The sequence below is a fragment of the Laspinema olomoucense D3b genome (assembly GCF_025370785.1).
Taxonomy (GTDB): Bacteria; Cyanobacteriota; Cyanobacteriia; order Cyanobacteriales; family Laspinemataceae; genus Laspinema; species Laspinema olomoucense.
This window is the reverse complement of record NZ_JAMXFA010000014.1, coordinates 92,380-114,180: the sequence shown is the minus strand read 5'-3', so window position 1 is coordinate 114,180 and position 21,801 is coordinate 92,380. Positions and strand designations below refer to the sequence as shown.

Sequence of the window (21,801 nt, the reverse complement as noted above, 5' to 3'; positions counted from 1 at the left end):
CCTGGAGAAGTAGTATAAAATTAAGGGAAACACCTAACTTGGGAACCCGTTATGTTAGAAGCGCCAACCCAGATCACCCCTCAGGATTTAGCCACCGAAGCGATCGCCTTGATTCGCCAAGCGGGGTGTGAGTATGGGGAGATCCGTCTGTGTCGTTATCGCGATCGCAGTCTAACCGCCCGCGATCGCTCCTTAAGCAACTTGAGCGATCAGGTAAGTTCAGGATTTGGGGTGCGGGTTTTATATCAAGGGTCTTGGGGATTTGCGGCGAGTCACCGCAGGAGTTCAGCAGAAGTTAGACGAATTGTGGCCCTCGCGGTGGAGATTGCTAAAGGCAGTCACCTCACGCAACAGACTCCGGTAAAGTTAGTCCCGGTAGAGGCATATCGGGATAGTTATGTGACCCCGATTGAAATTGACCCTTTTACGATTCCCATTGAGAACCAAGCGGATTTGTTGTTAGAGATTAATGAGCGGTTGTTAGGGTATGGCGATCGCGGAATTAAAAAAGCTTCGTCTTTCCTGCGCTTTACTCAGGAACAGAAAACCTTTGCCTCAACGGAAGGCTCACTGATTGAACAAACAATTTATCGCAGTTATCCAGGATATAATTGTACAGCGATTGCCAATGGAGATGCCCAAAGTCGCAGCTATGAAAGACCTCCGTTGAATTGTGGCTATGAACATATTGACCCTGCGGATTTGCTGCAAGAAGTGGACCGAGTGGCAACGGAGGCGATCGAAAAAGTTCATGCACCCAAGGGACCCTCGGGAATTGAAACAACCTTAATCCTGAAACCCACTAATCTGTTTCTCACGATTCATGAATCCGTCGGACATCCCACCGAGCTCGATCGCGTGTACGGTTACGAAGCGAACTTTGCCGGGACCAGCTTTGCCACCACCGATGGCTTGGGGAGTCTACAGTATGCCGCCCCTTGGGTGAATTTTAAGGCCGATCGCACCCAACCGGGGGGACGGGGAACAATGGGATATGACGATGAAGGAGTTATATCACAAGAATGGCACATTGTCAAGGATGGAATTTTAGTAGATTATCTCACCGATCGCGAGACGGCAGCGCGACTGGGACGGGGAAGTAGCAATGGATGTGCTTATGCCGATAGTTGGTATAATGTACCAATGGTGCGGATTCCCAATCTCGGGTTAGAACCGGGACCGGAAGGGGGGAGTCATACGGCGACTCTAGCCGAAGCGATCGCTGATACCGAGGACGGGATTTTAATTGATGGCATTGGCAGCTATTCCATTGACCAACAACGCCGGAATTTTCAATTTGGTGGGGATGCCTTTTGGCAAGTCAAAAAAGGCAAAGTCGTCGGAATGTTGAAAGATGTCACCTATCAAGCGATGACAACGGATTTTTGGAAAAGTGTAGATGCGATCGGGCCAAAATCTGAGCAAATGCAGTGTGGCACCAATCTCTGTGGAAAAGGAGAACCCATGCAGATCGCCCAAATGACTCACGCCTGCGTCCCAGTCAGGGTCCGGGACATTTTCATTGGCGGACCTTCTTAACGCTTCGGGACTCGGGATATAAGGCGATCGCGATCGGTACCTTTTTCCCCTCTCCCGCCTCGGATTTTCCTAGGAGGTGGTGGGGAAGTCCAGTCCAGATCCGAGTCCCGAATCGACCCAGTTTCTAAGACAAGATGGGTTACTTTTTTATCAGCATCTTTGTCAAGAAACCCAGTTTTTAGCCCTGACTTTACCCCCAAACTAGAGCAGGGGTAAAGTAGGACGGGCTTCAAGGGACTGACTGTTACCAGATTTTTGGCCCAGATTGGGTGCTTTCATGACAGAGATGGGGTGAAAAAACTGAGTTTATCTTCCCTTTGCTAGACCAGCATCCTAGGCTACTCGGGAGAAAGAGTTGGTCCCTTTGGACAAGAAAATACCATAGAATCGACTCAATTTATCAAAAATTCAAAAATCCAGGGAGACAAGGGCAGAGATTGGGGATAGAATCAGATTAATAATACGGTTGTGAGCAATCAAGATATGAGCAGCAGGAGAAAGCGCAGGAATAGCCGAAAAAAACTGAAATAGGACCAAGAGAAACAATCGCTTTTGACCCCGACCCTCCGGCCAACCCAGCCGAATAAAAAAAAGCGGGTTTTTTCAGATTTCCGTTAAAAAATTTATTAAATACAAACGCCGATTGATGCCACAACTAAAACTCAGCGATTCCATCCTCAATCGCCAAGAACTAGCGTCGCTGGATGTATTGGTTTCCCCCATCTGGATTTGGGACTTTGACCAAAAGCAGGTATGGTGGGCAAACGCGGCGGCCCTAGGTCTGTGGCAGGTACAAAGCATAGCGGAACTGCCAAACGGAAATTGGATTAACCCCTTTGACGAAAATTCCAGCGGGATTGAACTTGATCGAGAACAATTAGAGCAGGGTACAACTGTGGTGAAACAATGGACCTTTCAAACGGATGGTGACCCCATATCCATTCGATGTGCTTGTTCGGGAATTCGGATTGAATCGGGAAGAATGGCGGTCTTGGTGGAGGGAATCACGGAGGTCATGAAACGCCATGACTGGGAACTGTGGCGCTCGAATGAAGTGCTTAGGCAGGCGACGGTGATGATTTCCCTGTACAAAGCTGATGGCACGATGGTGATGCAGAACCCGGTGGCGAAGCGGTGTTATGGGGCGGAAAAAGGGGGGGAGAATTCGGGGAAAAATGCCTGGAGAGAGCGATTTGTCAGTAGCAGCGATGCGGAATGCGCCCTTGATTGCCTTGAAGCGGGGAAGGTGTTCTATCACGAAACCCAGATGCAAACCTTGCAGGGGGTACGATGGCACGCGGTCGAGATTCGCAATGCGAAGGATCCGGTTACAGGCGATCGCGCGGTTCTGGTGAATGAGAAAGATATTACGGAACTCAAGGAAGCGGCAGTCCAACTCCAACAGCGCGATCGCCTCTTAGAAGGGGTGGCGTTAGCAACTTACGCGCTGTTAACCGCATCGAATCTATCGGAGGCGATTTCCAAGGCATTGGCTGAATTAGGAAATGCCGCAGGAGTCGATCGCGCTTACCTGGTGGAAAATTACCAAAGTCTGACCGAAGAACATCTGATGAGTATCAGCTGGGAATGGGTCGGGGAGGGAATTCCTCCCTCTAAGGAAAACCCGGAATTCCAAACCCTTTCTTATGAGGAAAATTTGCCTGGGTGGTACGAGACTCTCTGTGCGGGAAAAGCGATCGGGGGAACGGTTAAAGACTTAAGCGACGCCGAACGAGCCATCCTAGAAGTACAAGGAATTCAATCTATTTTAGTCATGCCGATCGCCATTGAAGGTCGGTTTTGGGGGTTTATCGGCTTTAATGATTGCCATCATCAACGGCAATGGTCGGAAACGGAAGAATCCATTTTGAAAGCGGCTGCCGGAAGTATTGGGGGGGCGATCGCCCGTCACCAAGCCGAGTCCAAACTGGCCACCTTGAATGCTCAGTTAGAAGAGATTGTGGAGGAACGCACGGCCAAATTAAAAGCGGCCAATGAGCGACTTAGGGCAGAAATTTCCGAAAAAGCTAAAATCGAAGAAAAATTGCGGCATAATGCTTTTCATGATGCCTTAACTGAACTACCCAACCGGACGTTATTTATGCAAGAACTGCGTAAGGAGTGGGAACGGGGTAAACAAAATCCCAACTATTTATTTGCGGTTTTATTTTTGGATCTCGATCGCTTTAAAGTGATTAATGATAGTTTGGGGCATGGAGTAGGCGATCGCCTGTTGATAGAAATTGCCGAACGCCTTCGCAAGACCCTCGCGGTGCGTCCCCATAGTTTCCGGCGCAATGAACACGCGATCGCCCGCCTGGGAGGAGATGAATTTGCCATCCTCCTCAAAGATATCCGCGCCTTACGCACCGCAAGGCGGGTGGCGGAACGAATTCATGCTTGCTTAACCCGTCCTTTTGCGATCGAAGGACAAGAAGTGTTTACCAGTGTGAGTATCGGGATTGCTCTGAGTTCCCGGGGTTACGAACGCCCCGAGGACCTGTTACGGGATGCAGATATCGTCATGTACCGCGCCAAAGCCCTGGGACGCTCTCGCCATGAAGTTTTCGATACCGCCATGCACGATCGCGTCGTCCGATTACTCAAGTTAGAAAACGACCTGCGCCGCGCCCTTTCCGAAGGAGAAAAGCGATCGCCAAACCCCCGGTTTTACCTCTCTCCCACCCCGGATTCAGAAGGCAATGACAGCGCCGAAGAAATGGAGATTCAAACCTCATCCCTGCCCTTTAGTTCCGGCAAAAAACCCTCCGCCTTTTCCTTGCATTATCAGCCGATTGTTTGTCTGAAAACGGGACGCATTGAAGGATTTGAGGCCCTATTGCGATGGGAACATCCCGAACTCGGGTTTGTGCCTCCGGGGGAATTTATCTCCATTGCTGAGGAAACCGGCTTAATTGTCCCCCTCGGGCAGTGGGTACTCCGTGAGGCGTGCCAACAGTTACGCATTTGGCAAGAACGATTTCCCCAATCGTTACCTTTAACCGTGGCAGTTAACCTATCGGGACGGCAATTTTCCCGGGTGGATTTGATCGCACAAGTGGATCGGATTCTCGCCGAAACGGGGATTGATGGGAGTATGTTAAAGCTGGAAATTACCGAAAGCGCGATCGTTGATAATCCCGAATTAGCCACCGAAATGCTGTTGCAGCTTAAACAAAGAAAAATCAACCTCTGCATGGATGACTTTGGTACTGGGTATTCTTCCTTAAGTTACTTACATCGGTTTCCCCTGGATACTTTGAAAATTGACCGTTCCTTTGTGAACCGGATTGGAGTCGAGGGAGAAAATTCCGAAATCGTTATGACCATTGTGAGTTTAGCTCACGATTTGGGCATGGAAGTGATTGCTGAGGGAGTGGAAACAGCAGCCCAGTTAGAGAAACTCCAGCAACTCGGATGTGCGATGGCTCAAGGGTATCTGTTCTCACCCCCCGTCGATAGTGAAATGGCTTCTCAATTACTCATTCAGGAGGGAAAGTTAGCCACCAATTGGTAAAATTTAACGGTCCGAACTGATGATTTTCGGTCAAGGGTCTGAGGTGTTTAAGGATGCGATCGCTATTCTTGAGAGGCCCAATAAATGCCTCTAAAACGTCCTTCGATGATACCTTTGTAGTGAAGGGTTCTTGGGCGATCGCGTGTTTTAAATGGGTTCCTAATAGACTATCGATGATTGATAAAGGGAGGCAATCAAGGAATAACCTACCTCAGATTGTGGTATGGTTGAATTATCTCAATTGGTGATTAGCAATGGAAGGATCTGTAAGTCTTCACATTCCCCAAGAACTCCTAGAAAGCGCTCAACGCCTGAGCAGTCCCGATGAAACTTTAAATGATGTGGTCATCCTGGCATTGGATAGAGAAGTTCAACGCCGGAAAGGATTAGCTGCCCATCAAAAAATTCTAGCCCTCAACAAAGAATTACCGCCCCAACCGGATGATACCGAATTGATTCATCAGCTTAGAGAAGGGGAAAGATGAGTAGAACCCTTTGTTTAGATACGAATGTTTTGATTAAATATCTGCTGGCGGGGGAATCTCATCCCGATGCGATCGCTTTAATGGAAGAAGTCATTGAGGGGCGAGCCAGATTGGTTGCCCCTTCTTTTACCTGGGCGGAAGTCGGTTCGGTACTCCGGAAGAAAATCCGAGTCGGACTTTTGACGACAGAACAAGCGACAGATCTGTTCTGTGCCTTTTGTGATTTGCCGATTGAGTATATCAATGGAGAAGAACTCCATGCTAGAGCCTGGGCGATCGCTCACCACTATCATTTACCAACCCTTTATGATGCTGCCTTCCTTGCCTGTTCTGAAAAAGCATCGGCTGAATTTTGGACAGCAGACAAAACCCTGCTGAACTCTTTGGGGACTCCAAAACCAGATTACGTTAAGGAACTGGGGGAGTAAAATAGTAGGTCACTTGGGGAAATTATGGCGATTTTAAGATTATTAATTGCCATAGTGCAGACGATAATTGCCTGGATGAGTCAGGAAAGTTTAGTCTGGTGCAACTTTAAACCCGAGCAAAAACAATTTCTGGGACCATAACAATTTGTGGGACAATCCCCGAATATTTAGACCTTGGTTTTCCTGATTTCGCCCTATCTATTAAAGTCATTTTTAATGATCCCACACTCAAAAAAAATAGAAATCTAGCCAAACATTGCCTCTCAAGTGATAAAATACAATCTACAATCTAAACTTTAAATTTTCTATGACCCCAGCAACTGCCCCGATTTTAATGAGTGAGGACCAAGCCTTATCCTTGGTGGAATCGACCCTGAAGCAATCCCAAGCAGACGGTGTTTTTGTGAGTCTAAGTGATGGGGAATCTTCCCTGAGTCGGTTTTCTGAAAACCAAATTACCCAAAATATTAGTCGCAGTCGGTTTAATCTCACGATTACCAGCTATTTTGGCAAGCGGAGTGCTTCGGCATCGACTTCAGAACAGGATCCGGAGGCGATCGCCACAACCCTGCGCCAATCTGAAGAACTTGCCCGAATTGCGCCGGAGGACCCGGAATGGGTTCCCCTCCTCGAACCGCAATCCTACGATCGCCGGATTCCAGCTTTTGATGATGCCACTGCTACGGTTTCTCCCCTGCGGCGAGGAGAAATGGTAAAACAGGTTTGTGAGAAAGCGGCACAATCGGGGGTGGAAAGTTCCGGGACCCTAAGTGTGGCGGCGATAAGTCGGGCGATCGGCAATTCGCTCGGGGTATTAGCCAGCGATCGCAAAACTGAGGCAGATTTCAGCGTGACGGCTAAAATTGGCAAGGGGTCCAGTTGGACTTCTCGGACTGCCTTTGCCATCGATCGCCTCCCGATCGCCGAGATGACTGAACAGGCGATCGCCCGTTCCATTGCCTGCCAATCTCCCCGCAAAATTCAACCCGGTGTATATCCCGTCATCTTTGATGCAGCAGCTTTTGCCGACTTACTCCCTTGGGTAATTTGGAATATGGATGCTAGGGCAGCAGATGAAGGGCGATCGTTCATGTCTCACACCGATGCAACAGGCAAATCCGCCGGGAATCGCGTCGGAGAACCCCTATTTAGCCCCTTGGTACAAGTCCAGCGTAATCCCGCCCATCCCTTATTGCAATTTGGCACATTTTTCGAGGATGGGTTGAGTAATACACCCTTGGATATCATCACCAATGGCATTCCCCAAACCCTTTCCTACAGTCGCTATTGGGCGCAACAGCAGGGCAAACAACCCACCGGGATGATGTATCCCATTGTCATGACAGGTTCCGACGAGGCAAGTCTCACCGATCTAATTGCCCAGACTCCACAAGGTATTCTAGTCAGTCGTGCTTGGTATGTGCGCTATATCAACCCGCGCACCTTAGAAGTAACCGGCATGACTCGGGATGGTACATTCTGGATTGAAAATGGGGAAATTGCCTACCCCATCGAAAACCTGCGCTTTAATCAAAGTTTACCGGAACTATTGCGGGATGTGGATGCTCTCACAACAGTGCAACGCTTTGGCGGCAGTGTTGTTCCCGGTGTGCGCGTCAAAGCCTTTAACTTCACCAGTACGACGGATAGTATATAACCTCACTCAGAAAACGTCAAGAGTTAACAGGCAAGGGACCGGGGAAAACCTTTTTCATAAAGTCTTCAGTCCCTACAAATTTGACCATTTGGGGTTTATAATCGGATTCAGTTGATTTTTTAAATTGTTATAAAGTAGGTATCCATGAAATTTCCCCTATCCATTATTTCTACCTTGTATCGGACCGTCCTCCGCAATCCTAAATATCGTTGGACCGTCATTTTTGCCAGTTTACTTTATCTGATTAGTCCTTTTGATATTTCCCCAGATTTCATCCCTATTTTAGGACAAATTGATGATGTGGCTTTGCTGTTTTTGTTCGTCGGGGGCATTTCAGAACTGCTCACCGAATGGATGCAAAGCTTAAATCCAAGTAACGCCAGGGGGGAAGTTAATTCGGACTCATCATCATCCAATTCTGAAACTCAAACCGTTGACGTGGATGCGGTTTCGGTGGATTAGGCTAGGCGGCCCGAAGTTTTGCTTTTTCTCCTTTTTCTTTGTCATCTCCAACTCAACCTTTAAACATTACGATGTCTAGTAAATTTTCTCCCCAAACTCATTTTTATACCTGGAAAAATTATCAATGCGGTTATCAAGTTTATAATGCCGATGACTCTAACATTCCCCTGGTATTAATCCATCCAATTGGGGTGGGTTTATCGGGGAACTTTTGGTATCGGTTTTGCCAAGAGTGGTATGAATCGGGCAACACCAATCCCATTTACAATCCGGATTTACTCGGCTGTGGGGATAGCGCCATGCCTCGCGTGACTTATACCCCCGAAGATTGGGCGGAACAAGTGCTGTATTTTATCAAAACTGTTGTTAAAAAGCCAGTGATTCTTGTCACCCAAGGGGCTTTGTTTCCGGTGGCGATTAAATTAGTGCAACTGGATAAAGAATTATCCCCAGGGGAAACTTCGTGGATTAAAAAGCTGGCATTATCAGGGCCTCCGGGGTGGAAAATCATGACCCGAGACGGGTCGCCAGTACAGAATAAACTCCGGTGGAATTTGTTATTTGATACGCCATTGGGAACCGCATTTTATCGGTATGCGCGCAGTCGCAAGTTTTTAAAGTCGTTTTCGATTAAACAACTGTTTGAAAATTCCAAATCAGTCGATGAAAATTGGCTGAATATGTTAGAAAAAGGGGCGGCTAATCTGGAGAGTCGCTACGCGGTGTTTGCCTTTCTTGCGGGATTTTGGCGAGAAAATTATGAACAGGCGATCGCCAGTATTCAGCAACCTACTTTAGTGGTGATTGGGCAAAATACCTCGAATATCAGCCGGGAAGGATTAAAGGAAACGCCTGATGAGCGATTGGCGGCTTATTTGAATGCTTTGCCGAATGGGAAAGGGGTAAAAATTAATGGACGCAATGTTTTACCCTATGAAGAAACCGCCGAATTTGTCCAGGCGATCGCGCCCTTTATTCGGGAAGAATAACCTTAAGAAATAGGGCGATTGCCCTATTTCATTCCGTTCAGGGGAGTAGAGTAGTCCGGTGGGAATACCCCACCACTTTCCTGACTGGCATTACAACAACTCATCAAAATGACAACAAATAGAACCATGCCATCCGGACAACCCGGAGATGTTCCTCATGGCGATCGGGCCCTTATTAATCCTAATGATGATGAGGCAACCCAGCGATCGCTACTACGGGAAAATGAATCGGCAGAAATTATTGCTCGTGCCGGTTATAATATCCAGCAGAAGCCATCACCACCCCTGGGAAGTCGAAAACGTCCCGATTACTTAATTGAAGGACAGATATTTGACTGTTATGCACCTGAAACGGCCAATGCCTACAATATTGTTGATACCATAGCGGGTAAAGTGGGAAGGGGACAAACCACCCGACTCGTTCTTAATCTTGAGGATAGCGCCGTTTCTATCGAGGAAATCCGCAAGCAACTGACCCGTACAGCCATTCCGGGCTTAGAGGAAATCTTTATCATTAAAAATAATCAGGTTTTTCCATTTTTTCCTTAAATTATATTGACGAAAAGAGGAGTTTATGTCATTAGAATATGAATTAAGAATTGTCACCGATTGGCAAGCCTTGGACATTTTAAACCTGTTGTCACGAGAACTGGAACTAGAGTGGGAAGAGACTCGGTTGTTTGGTCCTGGGATTGTATTGGGGGCTACTCCCGAAACTGAGCATCGTCAATCGATGATGATGGAAACCTTTGGATTTAAGCCTACATTGGATTTATGGTTTTGGCTGGATTCTCAAGAAAATTCCCAACGGGGAAAGCAGATTTTGCTAGAGGCATCAATGTTGGTCTTGAATCATTTATCCGGAGATGCAGTTTTGTTGTTTAATTCAGAATATACGGTATTGCAGCGAATATCAGGCTTCTTAATTTTCAATCAAGAAATTCCTCTGACTTCTAAGGATGAACTAGAGAAATTCAATCAACCCTTTTATATCCAACCTTTGCGTTCGCTGCTGCTTTACGATCGCCCTACCACGGTTGCAGTTGATCACCCGCTTTATTCGCAACTGCAAGCGGTAGCGACGGCACGAGAGCAGTCCCCGGCTAGATTAGCAAATGAAGCGATCGCCTTTTACTTAAGGGAAATCAAACAGCAGGATGACATCAATAAGCCGATCGCCTCAGAGTAACCCGTAAAAAATAAAACCCTCCTTGTTCAAAAGGAGGGTATTTTTATCCTGGAAATATTTTCCCAAAACTTAATAAGCGTCTTGTAACTCGTAAAATTCTGGGGAAATATAATCCTTCCGTAACGGCCAACCGATCCAATCTTCTGGCATCAAAATCCGTTTCAAATTCGGATGTCCTTCATAAACGATGCCATACATATCATAAGACTCCCGTTCCTGGAAATCCGCCGATTTCCAGATCCAGTAGACCGATGGCACCGTGGGATTTTCTCGGGGGACGAACACTTTGATGCGAACTTCATCCGGGCGATCGGCAAAGTCCGTGACCTTAATTAAGTGATACATACTCACTAAATCTTGTCCCGCACCTGGATCGTAACCGCACTGACATTGGAGATAATTAAATCCGTAGGCATAGAGTGCCGTGGATAACGGAATCAAAAATTGAGCATCAACCTTGAGGATTTCTACCCCCAAATGATCCGCTTCTAAGGCTTCATGTTGGAAGCCATTTTCAGTCAACCATTTAGAAATTTTGCCCGTCGGGACAATTTTCTGTTCAGAACCTTGGGTTTCTTTGTTTTCTTCAGGCACGTTTTTCCTCCTTCTTCTGACTCGCTTTGAGGGCGGGGGGCACAGGCATTCCGATCGCCTCAGTTAATTCTTTCGGTGGATTTTGGCGTGTGGCAGACTGCAAATAAGTCCCCGTCAGAATCGGGTCAACCGCCTTCATATTGTGCTTGCGAGTGTAGAAGCGGTGGGATTGCTTAATCTGACCCCGTTCCTGGATCGCATCATTGGAGATTTTTTTGCGAAGTTTGATGATCGCATCGATCACCGCTTCGGGACGCGGAGGACATCCAGGCATATAGACATCCACGGGAATCAGTTTATCCACCCCACGCACTGCGGTGGGGGAATCGGCGGAAAACATTCCGCCGGTAATCGTGCAAGCGCCCATTGCGATTACATATTTCGGTTCTGGCATTTGCTCATACAGACGCACCAAAATCGGTGCGTATTTCATGGTAATCGTGCCTGCGGTAATGATTAAGTCCGCTTGGCGAGGGCTGGAACGGGGCACCAAACCGAAGCGATCAAAGTCAAACCGGGACCCGATTAAAGCCGCAAATTCAATGAAACAGCAGGCAGTCCCGTACATTAGGGGCCAAAGGCTAGAGAGTCGCGCCCAGTTGTGGAGGTCATCAACAGTGGTGAGGATGACATTTTCTGAGAGTTCCTGAGTGACTTCCGGTCTGGCGATCGGGTTGATGAGCCGTCCCTCACTCAGATTCGCCGGAGTTGAATTAGATTTCATGACCATTCTAAGGCTCCTTTACGCCATGCATACACGAGGGCAATTACCAGGATTGCGATAAAAATCAGGGCTTCAATAAAGGCCAACACTCCAAGTCGGTGGAAGGCGACAGCCCAGGGATACAGAAAGACGGTCTCAACATCAAAGACTACAAAGACCAGGGCGAACATATAGTAACGGATATTAAATTGGATCCAAGCACCGCCAATGGGTTCGACGCCGGATTCATAAGTGGTTCGCCGTTCGGGAGAGGTTGCTTTGGGTCTAACTAATCTCGATGTACTGAGGGCCAGGATCGGGACTAAACTGCAAACGAGCAGGAAACCCAGGAGATATTCGTAGCCGGAGAGGACAAACACAATAAGTAACTCTAGCCAGATAGGACTTGTACGACTGGTTTACATTTTTACATAATTGTGGAGGCAGCCGCTAAGAGAACTGTTCGCCTTAGATGACTCCACCCAGGGCTAGATCTTTAAGAGATGACATCCCGTGTTCAAGGTCACAACTTTAGTTGTGACCTTGAACAAGACAGAACAGGTTGGGGAGTCTGAGTGGGGGCGATCGCGAAGATTGAACCTGTAACCGTTCGGAATGGAAAGCGGTTCACTACTATGTCATAATCTTTAACATCGTTTTAATGTTTGGACCTTCCCATCCTTTGAGTTCGATGAACACTGAAGAAGCCGTTCAACCTCAAGAACTAGATCAGTATGAATGCCGCTCATGCGGCTACGTTTATGAACCCTCCAAGGGAGATGGCCGTAAAATTGCTCCAGGAACAGCGTTTACGGAGGTTCCCCTAACTTGGCGCTGCCCGGTTTGTGGGGCCAAGCCCACACAATTTAGCAACATTGGACCCAAAGGGACCGCCTCGGGGTTTAAGGAAAATTACGGCTTTGGGTTAGGGGCCAATACCCTGACAGGGGCGCAGAAAAATGTCTTGATTTTTAGTGCCTTGGCACTCGGATTCATCTTTTTTCTAAGTTTGTATGGTTTACGCTAAGCAACGGAGTTGCTAGAATCCCTCACCCTAAGCTCGAAATAGCCCCTAACTGCCGGGGTGACTGCCCGAATGGTTTGGGTGTTACGCCCGTTGATGATTGAGAAATAGATAAATTTTGAAGGTGATGGACTCCATCTTAAAAAGTTTGAAACGAATTGTTGCCTTGCTTGCGGTTGTGCTACTCTGTGTCAGTTGCAGCAAGGTCCCCTCTCTAAGTTATAACCCTTGGAATGTCGTCCCTTTACCCACAGAAGCTAACCTCAATGATATTAGCTTTACCGATGACCTCCAGCATGGATGGTTAGTTGGCAGTGAAGCGACTCTGCTGGAAACTGCTGATGGTGGCGAAACCTGGGAACTCAAGCAATTAGGCTTGGATGACGAACGTTCTCGCCTGAATTCGGTTAGTTTTTCTGGGTCAGAAGGATGGATTGTCGGTGAACCTTCAATTTTGCTGCATACTACAGATACGGGAAAATCTTGGGAACAAATTCCACTGAGTGAAAAGCTCCCGGGTAGTCCTTTAACCATTGTTGCTTTGGGGTCCAATTCGGCGGAGATGACCACTAATGTCGGGGCGATTTATCGTACCCAAGATGGTGGGAAAACCTGGAAGGCAATGGTAGAAGAGGCGGTTGGGGTGATTAGAAATCTCGATCGCTCGCCCGATGGGAAATATATCGCTGTCTCTGCGAAAGGAAACTTTTTCTCAATGTGGGAACCGGGTCAAAGTGCCTGGGTCCCTCATAATCGCAACAGTTCCCGACGCATCCAAAATATGGGATTTTCCGCTGATGGTCGTCTGTGGATGTTGGCGCGTGGGGGACAGTTGCAATTTAGCACCCCAGAGGATCCGGAAACCTGGGACGAAGCGATCTATCCTGAGTTTTCTACAAGCTGGGGACTGCTGGATTTAGCTTATCGGACCCCGGATGAACTGTGGATTGGGGGCGGTAGTGGCAATTTACTGCGGAGTATCGATGGCGGGATGACTTGGGAGAAGGACCGGGATGTAGAAAATGTCCCTTCTAACTTTTACAAAGTCCTATTCCTAAATCAAGAGATGGGTTTTGCGATCGGTCAGCAAGGGATTTTGCTGAAATATCAAGGGGCCTCGGAAGCGGCCTAAGGTTAGGCCCTTAAAAACCCAAAGGGCGATCGGGCGATCGCAGCCGTTTTAGGATTTTATTCCCTGAATTGGCTTGTGATGGTTTCTGAAGTTTTGTATCATAGATTAAGATTTTGCGCGTTGTTAGAGGAGGAATTCTGAATGGCTACAGGATCGACTGGAGAACGTCCGTTTTCTGATATTGTTACCAGCATTCGCTATTGGGTGATTCACAGCATCACCATTCCGGCCTTATTTATCGCCGGTTGGCTGTTTATCAGCACTGGGTTAGCCTACGATGCGTTTGGCACCCCTCGTCCGAACGAATATTTCAGCCAAGAACGCTTGGAACTGCCGATCGTTCAAGATCGCTTTAATGCGAAAGACCAGATTAACGACTTCATAGTTAAGTAAATCAATTTCAGGAGGTAGTCCATCGTGACGACAAATCGTTCAAACGAGCCCATTTCTTATCCAATTTTTACCGTTCGCTGGATAGCTGTTCATACCCTAGCTGTTCCCACGGTATTCTTCTTGGGTGCGATCGCGGCGATGCAGTTCATTCAACGATAAGTTTAGGAGAAGTCAATGCCAGCACGTAGTTCTAATCCCAACAAACAACCTGTTGAACTCAATCGTACTTCCCTGTACTTGGGCTTACTTCTGGTCTTCGTTCTCGGTATTCTGTTTTCCAGTTATTTCTTCAACTAACTGGTAAAGTTTGTCTAGTTTGAGTTGATTTAACCCAATTAGTAATTTTTTAACGGGGAGGCAAGTGTAATGTCTGGAGAAACAAGAATTCCTTTGTGGATTATCGGTACGATCGCCGGGATGGGTGTCCTCACGGTTGTTGGTCTGTTCTTCTATGGATCCTACGTTGGTTTAGGTTCCTCGATGTAGATTTCGGTCCGATCTGTACTAAGAGTCGATGCTAGATTTTGGAGAAACACCCTAGGTTAACCTCTAAAATCTAACCATCCCAAATAAAAATGCCGCCCACTTTACAGCAGGCGGTATTTTTATGGCAGAAAAACCCCTCCCCCATGCCCGGTTGCTCTACAGAGGTAAACTCGGTGGACTTGGGGGTAAAATTTGCCGTTCAAGGGACACTTTATGACTCTCTCGCTGGGTTTGCATTTCCACGGCGATCGCCTCAAATTGCACCTGCAAACTGCCATAAGGCACCATTAACTCCCGGCTACCTTCCACATCCCCGAATCCCGTGGGCCAAAATTGGGTTAACCAGTGGGGTCCATCCAGAACCGTCCGACTTTGGCGATCAAGTACCCATAATTTGACATAAATTCGGGGTAGCATCTGGGGCAGTTGCACCGTGACTTTAACCGATCGCCCTGCGCTTAATTCTCCTTTGGGTAAACTCAGGCGCGGGTTCGGAACCGGCTGATCTTCCGGTAACAGCAACAGGGCTGCCCCTTCAGCTTTAGCATTTGCAGCGGTAACCGAGGCTTCCGCGAGTAACTCATCATCCACGACAATTTCCCGGGCTTCCCAGTCGATTTCCTCGGGTTCCGGAGGCATTCTCAGGGAGCCTTCTGAATAATTCTCATCGGCGATCGCCTCATCCATCTCAAATGGATTGTCTTGCGACTCCTCAGAAACCGGAGTAAAACTAATTTTCAGCCAATCGGACAACTCGCGATCGCCCGCCAAGGCATTCAACCGCGAAAAGAACCGATCCTGTAAATGCAAGGATTGAAACGCTTGATCCACCGGAGAAGCCTTTTTAGCGCCCTGATCCGGTTCTGATTTCACTTCCAAGGAGGGGGCCGTTGCCTCAGTTTCGGCTGGTGTAGTGGGCAATTCCTGGGGAACAGGCGCACTCGGCGGCGGGGTTTCCGCTTCTGCCGGTATGGCGATCGCCGGATCGGGCAGTTTCACTTCCTCTGCTGGCGCTGGCGGTTGGGGACGCTTAAAAGTAGGCAGATCCAGGGGTTTCCCGGCTTGGGGTGATTTTGCCTGGGGTTTAACAATCTGTGGCGGCAACACCTGATTTCCCGAGGGTTCAAAGGAAATCGGTTGACTCTTTTTAATCGTTTCCAGAATTTCATCAAACGAGGCATCGATTTCTTCAACATTCTGTTGATGAATCGATTCCCGGGAATGCTCTAAGAGCTTTTCCTCACTCAAGTCTGGGGAAATCGCCCCGAGTAAGTCATCTAAATCTGCTGTAATCGTAAACGATCGCCGTCTTAACTGAGTCCCACTGGCATCAGACAAACTCACCTCTCCTAACAGTAGATGACTCTTTGTCTGTTCTGGAATCTCTACGGGACAAGAAAATGTCATGGGTAGGGTTCCCTCAGACAACGGATGTCCTACCTCAACAATTTTTGCGCCCGTCTGGGGATTTTGCAGCATCACCCGCAATTCTAAACCGGAAATGCGATCGCCTGCTTTCCCATCAACCGCTTCAATGCGTCCCTCTAAGGTTAAGACTTTACCCCATTTCACCATATAGGTTTCCCGCTGCAACACCAGTTGCAAGGGCGGCAGTTTTTGAGGTTGTGCCGGAGGTGGCGAGGGGGGGACTAGAGGAGGACTGGTCCTGGACCCTTCTGCCAGTGAGGGGAGGCGATCGGGAAAAGCGTACAATTTGCCGGGGAGGGAGGGGTCCGCAGCAGGTGTCGGAGTTCCTGGGTTTTGTTCTTCTGCCACCCCTGCTGCCTCATCTTCGGCAACAGCTTCGGCAGCAGCTTGTAGGCGATCGTCCCCTTCCAAGTCCGAAAATTCTTCCTCCCGATCCGATTCCGTTCCCTCCTGGAAACCCGCCGAAGTCAGACCCCCGGAGAAATCGCTATCCCCTTCCTCCTCAATGGATAACACCTCAACCCGAATCGAACCTTGAGTCGTTTGGTCCAGAAAGCAGGTAAAATCCCAAAATCCGGGCTTAAGACGAGTAAACGGGATCACCACCATCAACCCTTCTCCATTGGTGCGAGTCCCCCGCTTCTGCATCCGACGCTTCGGCGGAAACTCTTCGGACGATTGATAGATCGCCCGAATCTCCACCGGCACATTATTCCGGCTACAACGCGCCACCATGCGATAGCGCCCTTCCAAAATTTCCACTTCCGGAGATTCTACGGAAAGCCACGCGCGATCGCCTTCTTTCTGGATCAGAAATTCCCAGTCTTCCATCGGTTCCGACACAGATAACCCTTGCCTGAGTTGTTATTGCCAATTCTGTCTGTCAGTTTAACCCACCTAGAGCGGATCTGGAATCACCCCACCCCCTTGAGTCATCATCACCCCATTTTTATCGGCAAAGTCCTACACCCTCAAGGGTGCGGCGTTTGCGGACAAAGCCTGCCTCCGCAGGCTCAAGAGAAGAGAGGCTTTTAAACACTCGCTTTGGTTTGATTTGGGTGTCACGACTTGAGTTTATGAGTTCAATGTCACGACTTCAGTCGTTTCGGCAGCCCCCACCTCAATTAATTTATCATCGATAAAAAACATTCTTCTGCCAACATGAGCGATCGCCTCTTGCAATCTCATTCTCTAACCCAATCCCTCCAGCAAGTCACTGCTGACTTACAGTCCATCGATCCAGTCCCGGGACTGCTGAGATTTACTATTCTCGGATTCCTCAGTCTCAGCCTCCTGCTGATAGCCTGGACTACTGCCAACCCCATTTTCTTCGCCACCACTGCCACCCTAGGCGGCTTCCTCTGGGGATTTTGGCTAATTTGCACCCATGATATGACTCATCAAACCCTCACGGGATGGAAAAACTGCGATCGCCTGCTTCCCTACGTGATCAGTTGGCCCCTATTTTGGCCTTACGGTGTTTATGCCACCCTGCATCCCTGGCATCATGCCTGGAATGGTATCAATCTGCGGGACCCAGAACGAGTGCAATGGACTGAAGTAGAGTATCAACAAGCTCATCCCTTGGTGCAATTTTATATTCGCCACCAATGGGCGATCGATATTGCTATCTTTGGCGGCATCGGACTCATTTTCAAAACCCTAGTTAAAGGACTCCAATTCCAAGAACAAATTCCCCGACTGCGACAACAATTAATCCGGGATATCCTCGGTAGCGTGAGCATTCACACCCTGTTATTTACCGGCGCTTATCTGCAGGGAAAAGTGCTGCATTATCTGTTGTTGTGGCTGATTTTAGAACGGGCGATCGGACTCGTCATGCAAACCCGAGACCATTTAGAACATTATGGACTCTGGGGAAAATCGACCACCTCTCACCTCACTCAACTCTATGGCGGACGCAATATTGCTACCCACCCCCTCATCGGATGGTTAATGGGAGGATTATCCTATCATGCTATTCATCACGCCTTTCCCGGCATCCCCTTTTACCACCTTCCGGAAGCTTGCGATCGCATTCAAACCGTTTTAAAAGACCATGATTTGCCCCCAATGAAACTAGACCCTGGTTATCTCAAATCCGCTTATCACTTCGGTAAAAATCCCGTCTTAATTGTTAAGTCAGAATCTTACATAGAGAGTAATTCTTGATAATAAGCCTCAGTTTCTTGGGGTAAAAAAGTAGTGGGTTGTAAGAATTTCTCCTTAATCTTAAAAGCTTGATTAATTTGGATTTGGCTCAAAAAGTCCAGATCATGGGAAATCACCCAGATTGCGCCTTGATAGTCATTAAGAGCTTGAATCATTTGTTCTACGGTTTCAATGTCTAGATTGTTGGTGGGTTCATCGAGAATCAGTAAATCAATTTCAGAAATACTGATCATGGCGATCGCCAAGCGGGCTAACTCTCCCCCGCTTAACACAGCCGCCGACTTATACACATCATCGTTAAAGAACAAAAAATGCCCTAACTGTTGCCGTAACAGTTGATAGGATAACTGGGGATTAGCAGACTGCATATTTTCTAAAATCGTTTGCTGACGATTCACAAATCCATAGCTTTGGTCGAGATAAACTACCGTCATGGCTGGGGCGATTCGCATTTGTTCTGCTTCTAGAACGCCCACCCCGTCCGGGTTAAACAGGGCTTTAATCAGGGTTGATTTTCCCGAACCATTGGGACCGGCGATGACGACGCGATCGCCAGAAGACAGATGCAAGCGAAAATTATCGATTAACAGGCGATCGCCTACTTTAAGCGAGGCTTTGTCAATCTCAACCAGAGTTTTCCGTTTCAGGCTTTTTTCTTCCAGTTGGATATTCGTCGCTCTGACCGTTTTAATTTTCGTCTCAGCCACCTTTTGCGCCGCTTGGGCAAGGGTTGCTTCATTTTTTTCCGCTGCCTTGCCGGCGGTGGAGGAAGCGCGATTGGCAAAATAGTGTTTTGCCATCTTACCCATACTCCCACTCTCGGCTTTTTGTTCACCCCGTTTCTGAGATTGTGCGGCTCGTTTTTGTTCAGCTAGGGCGGTGATTTGAGCACGTTTTAAGGCTTTTTTGGCCACTTCATGCGATCGCCGTGCAGCCGCTAGAGCAATCCGTTTCTGTTCTCGATAAAAGGAATAATCGCCCCCATAAACATTCACCCCTTGAGGCGTTAATTCCCAAGTCGTTGTCACCACCTGATCGAGAAAAAAGGGCTTGTGAGAGACAATAACAAAAGCCCCCGGAAATTGATTTAGGCTGGCGCGCAGACTCTCTAAAGTGAGTAAATCAAGGTGATTCGTCGGTTCATCCAACAGCAAAACGTCCGGCGCTTGGGCTAAACCCACCGCGAGAAAGAGCTTGGTTAATTCTCCCCCACTCAAGCGGTGTAGAGGCAAGGATAAGTCAAAATGGGTATTGAATTGAGTCTCTAAAAGCTCATCAATGCGCCACCATTCCTCATAGAGGGCGCTGAGGAACTGAAAAAGGGTCTGTTCTTGCTCGATTTGGCGAAGAGTGCCAACTTGGGGTAAGTAATAGATAGAGCCCCGACGCACAACAGAACCCCTCGGGGGTTGAACCTGTCCGACTAATAGCTGCATGAGGGTAGACTTACCGCTTCCGTTCGCACCGACTAAGGCAATGCGATCGGCTTGTTCCACCGTCACATTCACCCCCGAAAACAGCGTGCGGGTTTGCTCAACGGTGTAGCCTAAATTCTCACCCCATAAAACAACCGTATTTCTGATATTTCTCGTTTTTTCCATACTGAATCCTCTGGCTCATGACCTGTTTGTGGCGAGTTGCAGTTATATAGCTCAAAAGATTTTTCATGTTCTTAAGGGTAATAGCCCAGATACAAGTGAGGGGTCAGGGTTGAAACTGACCTTTTTAAACTATAACGAATCCCCTCTGTTTTTGACAACCCCTCGGGTCAGCGAGTTAGAAGGTTTACAAGATTCGAGATTCGTGCAGGCAAGAATACCGGCTGGATCTGATTGCACCTGTAATTTTATAATTTAACTCTACCAGTCCCGGTAAGGGGATGCAGAGTGGTTTCCCAGAAATCGATTTCATAAAGATAACTCAATGAATAGTTTTTCTGGGGTGACTTCCTGTTGTTCACTCGTTACTTCGAGCCAAAGAAAGAACCGCATCGGCAAGCATTTCTAACAACTCTTCATAACTGGATGCCCAGGTGTGACAACCGGGAAGGGCAGGAACTGAACCGCACCAAACATCATCTTCTTGCCAAATCATTGCTTTAATTTTCATCGTTTGTTTCTAATGGCTATCTAATCAAGATTTTAGCCCATCCAATAACGCTTCACCCAGCAACCTGCTGCTGTAGAAACCCGGTTTCTGCCATAACCTTTACCTCCTCACCCGAATCGGGTTAAGCAACCCGGTTTCTCAACCCCTCAACCCCTCCAACCGCAGGAAATACACCCGCCCCATACTATCCCCCGCTACCACCGTCACCCCATCCGGTGGAACGGCACAGAAACGCATCTTAGCTTTCCCGGTAAAGGTGGCTAATGGTTTACTTGTCGCTAAGTTCCACAGTTCCAGCGTCTGATCGTTAGAAGCAGCCTATAATGAATTGAATCCTAGTATTGAGCGAGATATTCTATGACGGCAAAACCGCTAGAAATCGAGGGGACTTGGGAAGAAATTGTCAGTCATTCCGATGCTTTAGCTGGAGGTCAGGTTCGGATTGGGGAAGGGGCTATAATGGGGTGTGCGCTCTCTGGTGTTTTTATGAGTCAGCAACCCACCGACCCCCACAACCTGCATCTGCTTTCTACGCTGCGGAGGGAGTGGGTGTGGGAGGAGATTGAGGGGATTGATGAGCCGAGGCGGACGAAGGTGGATCTGATTGGTATTGACCCCACCTTTGATGTGGGGGCGAATTTTTCGAGGAATGTGGCGATCGGGGAATCGGTTTATGAACGATGATTCCTCATCGAATCCTGAAATCCTCTTTGAAATCGTCACGCCTCTTGGCTTCTGCGTTCGCACAACTACCGAGTATTGGCAGTTTATTGTCACGGTTAAGCATCCAATCATGATCAACCGCTTGACCGAGGTACAAAATACATTAAGCGACCCAGATGAAGTTCGTCTTAGTAACACTGATGCTCAGGTTTACCTATTCTACCGTAATGATGGTACAAAACGTTGGGTCTGTGCGGTGACTAGACGCTTAAATGGAGAAGGATTTTTAATCACAGCCTATCGAACCAGTGCTATTAAGGAAGGAGAGCAATTATGGCAGAAGTAAAAGTATTCTATGACCGCACCGGCAATACACTTGTTGTCTGGTTTGGTAATCCTCAAGATGAGGTCGAAGCCGAAGAAACGGGGGATGAGGTGATTTTAATGAAGGATCAACAGGGGCAAGTGATTGGGTTTGAAAAGCTCAATTTTTTACCCCCTTCTGATCATCCCATACGCATTGCCTTTGAAACAGTAGCGCTCTAAGTTTGTGGTCATCGCTTTGGCAATGCTTACCCGATGATGGCTAAAGTTATCACTCCAAACCTTGTAACTTTGCCTTGATCAGGAGTCAGCAACCCACCCAGGGCGGGAGCATCCCGTTTTGCTCAATTAGATAACAATCCAGAGAATCCGGCTGCGATATTTAATTTTTTGATGATCAATGCTCATATAAACGGGACTGGGGGCAGAGGGGTTGACGGTCGGATCGGGTGTTTCGATCGCCTCTAGGCTACTGGAAAGTTCAATCTGGCAACCGACAGATTAGAA

At 48.0% G+C, this 21,801-nt stretch carries 25 protein-coding genes and 1 pseudogene; 19 read left to right on the top strand and 7 right to left on the bottom strand.

Annotated elements, in window-relative coordinates; all coding sequences use genetic code 11:
- The first annotated feature begins 51 nt into the window (after positions 1-51).
- The 9 genes from NG792_RS12615 to NG792_RS12575 all read left to right on the top strand — a co-directional run bounded on the left by NG792_RS12615 (position 52) and on the right by NG792_RS12575 (position 10,266).
- On the top strand, positions 52-1,539 hold the full coding sequence (locus NG792_RS12615; RefSeq protein WP_261201286.1) for a TldD/PmbA family protein: 1,488 nt from the start codon (positions 52-54) through the stop codon (positions 1,537-1,539).
- A 646-nt stretch (positions 1,540-2,185) separates the two neighbouring features.
- Positions 2,186-5,056 (top strand): EAL domain-containing protein, encoded by a 2,871-nt coding sequence (locus NG792_RS12610; protein ID WP_261201285.1) that lies wholly within the window; start codon positions 2,186-2,188, stop codon positions 5,054-5,056.
- 254 nt (positions 5,057-5,310) lie between these two features.
- Complete coding sequence (locus NG792_RS12605) at positions 5,311-5,541, top strand: YlcI/YnfO family protein (protein ID WP_261235635.1); 231 nt, start codon at positions 5,311-5,313, stop codon at positions 5,539-5,541.
- On the top strand, positions 5,538-5,969 hold the full coding sequence (locus NG792_RS12600; protein ID WP_261235634.1) for a type II toxin-antitoxin system VapC family toxin: 432 nt from the start codon (positions 5,538-5,540) through the stop codon (positions 5,967-5,969). Before NG792_RS12605 ends, NG792_RS12600 begins: the two co-directional genes overlap by 4 nt.
- A 307-nt stretch (positions 5,970-6,276) precedes the next feature.
- On the top strand, positions 6,277-7,626 hold the full coding sequence (locus NG792_RS12595) for a TldD/PmbA family protein (RefSeq protein WP_261235633.1): 1,350 nt from the start codon (positions 6,277-6,279) through the stop codon (positions 7,624-7,626).
- 144 nt (positions 7,627-7,770) lie between these two features.
- Positions 7,771-8,088, top strand: a complete 318-nt coding sequence (locus NG792_RS12590) for a YkvA family protein (protein WP_261235632.1) — start codon at positions 7,771-7,773, stop codon at positions 8,086-8,088.
- Between the two features lie 71 nt (positions 8,089-8,159).
- On the top strand, positions 8,160-9,077 hold the full coding sequence (locus NG792_RS12585) for an alpha/beta fold hydrolase (protein WP_261235631.1): 918 nt from the start codon (positions 8,160-8,162) through the stop codon (positions 9,075-9,077).
- Positions 9,078-9,185: 108 nt separating this feature from the next.
- Complete coding sequence (locus tag NG792_RS12580) at positions 9,186-9,626, top strand: CdiA C-terminal domain-containing protein (protein ID WP_261235630.1); 441 nt, start codon at positions 9,186-9,188, stop codon at positions 9,624-9,626.
- Between the two features lie 25 nt (positions 9,627-9,651).
- On the top strand, positions 9,652-10,266 hold the full coding sequence (locus NG792_RS12575) for a SitI3 family protein (protein WP_261235629.1): 615 nt from the start codon (positions 9,652-9,654) through the stop codon (positions 10,264-10,266).
- Between the two features lie 69 nt (positions 10,267-10,335).
- On the opposite strand, the gene NG792_RS12570 is transcribed toward NG792_RS12575, so the two are convergent.
- Genes NG792_RS12570 through ndhC form a run of 3 tightly spaced genes read right to left on the bottom strand, consistent with a single transcriptional unit; the run spans position 10,336 to position 11,943 of the window.
- Positions 10,336-10,860 carry an NAD(P)H-quinone oxidoreductase subunit J gene (locus NG792_RS12570; RefSeq protein WP_261235628.1) on the bottom strand — a complete coding sequence of 175 codons (525 nt, stop codon included), beginning with the start codon at positions 10,858-10,860 and terminating at the stop codon, positions 10,336-10,338.
- Positions 10,853-11,584: an NADH dehydrogenase subunit K gene (locus tag NG792_RS12565; RefSeq protein WP_261235627.1), complete on the bottom strand. Its 732-nt coding sequence runs from the start codon at positions 11,582-11,584 to the stop codon at positions 10,853-10,855. Before NG792_RS12565 ends, NG792_RS12570 begins: the two co-directional genes overlap by 8 nt.
- The gene (ndhC, locus tag NG792_RS12560) at positions 11,581-11,943 is read right to left on the bottom strand and encodes a photosynthetic/respiratory NAD(P)H-quinone oxidoreductase subunit C (protein WP_261201275.1); all 363 of its coding nucleotides are present in this window, start codon (positions 11,941-11,943) and stop codon (positions 11,581-11,583) included. Before ndhC ends, NG792_RS12565 begins: the two co-directional genes overlap by 4 nt.
- Positions 11,944-12,254: 311 nt before the next feature.
- Between ndhC and NG792_RS12555 the strand changes: the two genes are divergently transcribed.
- From NG792_RS12555 to NG792_RS12530, 6 genes are all read left to right on the top strand, one after another.
- Entirely contained in the window at positions 12,255-12,590 is a 336-nt protein-coding gene (locus NG792_RS12555; protein ID WP_261201274.1) for a rubredoxin, read from the top strand.
- 124 nt (positions 12,591-12,714) lie between these two features.
- Complete coding sequence (locus NG792_RS12550; RefSeq protein ID WP_261235653.1) at positions 12,715-13,719, top strand: photosynthesis system II assembly factor Ycf48; 1,005 nt, start codon at positions 12,715-12,717, stop codon at positions 13,717-13,719.
- Positions 13,720-13,860: 141 nt separating this feature from the next.
- Positions 13,861-14,112: a cytochrome b559 subunit alpha gene (psbE, locus tag NG792_RS12545; RefSeq protein WP_261201272.1), complete on the top strand. Its 252-nt coding sequence runs from the start codon at positions 13,861-13,863 to the stop codon at positions 14,110-14,112.
- 24 nt (positions 14,113-14,136) lie between these two features.
- Complete coding sequence (psbF, locus tag NG792_RS12540; RefSeq protein WP_015150282.1) at positions 14,137-14,271, top strand: cytochrome b559 subunit beta; 135 nt, start codon at positions 14,137-14,139, stop codon at positions 14,269-14,271.
- Between the two features lie 15 nt (positions 14,272-14,286).
- The gene (psbL, locus tag NG792_RS12535; RefSeq protein ID WP_207086231.1) at positions 14,287-14,409 is read left to right on the top strand and encodes a photosystem II reaction center protein PsbL; all 123 of its coding nucleotides are present in this window, start codon (positions 14,287-14,289) and stop codon (positions 14,407-14,409) included.
- Positions 14,410-14,478: 69 nt separating this feature from the next.
- The gene (locus tag NG792_RS12530; RefSeq protein WP_261201271.1) at positions 14,479-14,598 is read left to right on the top strand and encodes a photosystem II reaction center protein J; all 120 of its coding nucleotides are present in this window, start codon (positions 14,479-14,481) and stop codon (positions 14,596-14,598) included.
- Positions 14,599-14,754: 156 nt separating this feature from the next.
- Here NG792_RS12530 and NG792_RS12525 read toward each other — a convergent pair whose 3' ends face one another.
- Positions 14,755-16,857: a hypothetical protein gene (locus NG792_RS12525; RefSeq protein WP_261235626.1), complete on the bottom strand. Its 2,103-nt coding sequence runs from the start codon at positions 16,855-16,857 to the stop codon at positions 14,755-14,757.
- 330 nt (positions 16,858-17,187) lie between these two features.
- On the opposite strand from NG792_RS12525, the gene NG792_RS12520 reads away from it, so the two are divergent.
- On the top strand, positions 17,188-18,198 hold the full coding sequence (locus NG792_RS12520; RefSeq protein WP_261235625.1) for a fatty acid desaturase family protein: 1,011 nt from the start codon (positions 17,188-17,190) through the stop codon (positions 18,196-18,198).
- Here NG792_RS12520 and abc-f read toward each other — a convergent pair.
- The 3 genes and pseudogenes from abc-f to NG792_RS29140 form a co-directional block, all read right to left on the bottom strand.
- Positions 18,177-19,799 (bottom strand): ribosomal protection-like ABC-F family protein, encoded by a 1,623-nt coding sequence (gene abc-f, locus NG792_RS12515; protein ID WP_261235624.1) that lies wholly within the window; start codon positions 19,797-19,799, stop codon positions 18,177-18,179. The two genes, NG792_RS12520 and abc-f, sit on opposite strands and share 22 nt — an antisense overlap.
- Before the next feature lie 355 nt (positions 19,800-20,154).
- Complete coding sequence (locus NG792_RS12510) at positions 20,155-20,307, bottom strand: type II toxin-antitoxin system HicB family antitoxin (RefSeq protein WP_261201267.1); 153 nt, start codon at positions 20,305-20,307, stop codon at positions 20,155-20,157.
- A gap of 138 nt (positions 20,308-20,445) precedes the next feature.
- A pseudogene (locus NG792_RS29140) lies at positions 20,446-20,610 on the bottom strand (WD40 repeat domain-containing protein); the annotation flags it as partial.
- A 54-nt stretch (positions 20,611-20,664) separates the two neighbouring features.
- On the opposite strand from NG792_RS29140, the gene NG792_RS12505 reads away from it, so the two are divergent.
- From NG792_RS12505 to NG792_RS12495, 3 genes are read left to right on the top strand one after another with little or no spacing between them, the layout of a single operon-like run.
- Positions 20,665-20,991, top strand: coding sequence for a hypothetical protein (locus tag NG792_RS12505; RefSeq protein ID WP_261201266.1), 327 nt, complete (start codon positions 20,665-20,667; stop codon positions 20,989-20,991).
- Positions 20,933-21,316, top strand: coding sequence for a DUF4258 domain-containing protein (locus NG792_RS12500; RefSeq protein ID WP_261201265.1), 384 nt, complete (start codon positions 20,933-20,935; stop codon positions 21,314-21,316). Before NG792_RS12505 ends, NG792_RS12500 begins: the two co-directional genes overlap by 59 nt.
- Positions 21,304-21,516: a DUF2283 domain-containing protein gene (locus tag NG792_RS12495; protein ID WP_044195547.1), complete on the top strand. Its 213-nt coding sequence runs from the start codon at positions 21,304-21,306 to the stop codon at positions 21,514-21,516. Before NG792_RS12500 ends, NG792_RS12495 begins: the two co-directional genes overlap by 13 nt.
- The last annotated feature ends 285 nt before the right edge of the window (positions 21,517-21,801 follow it).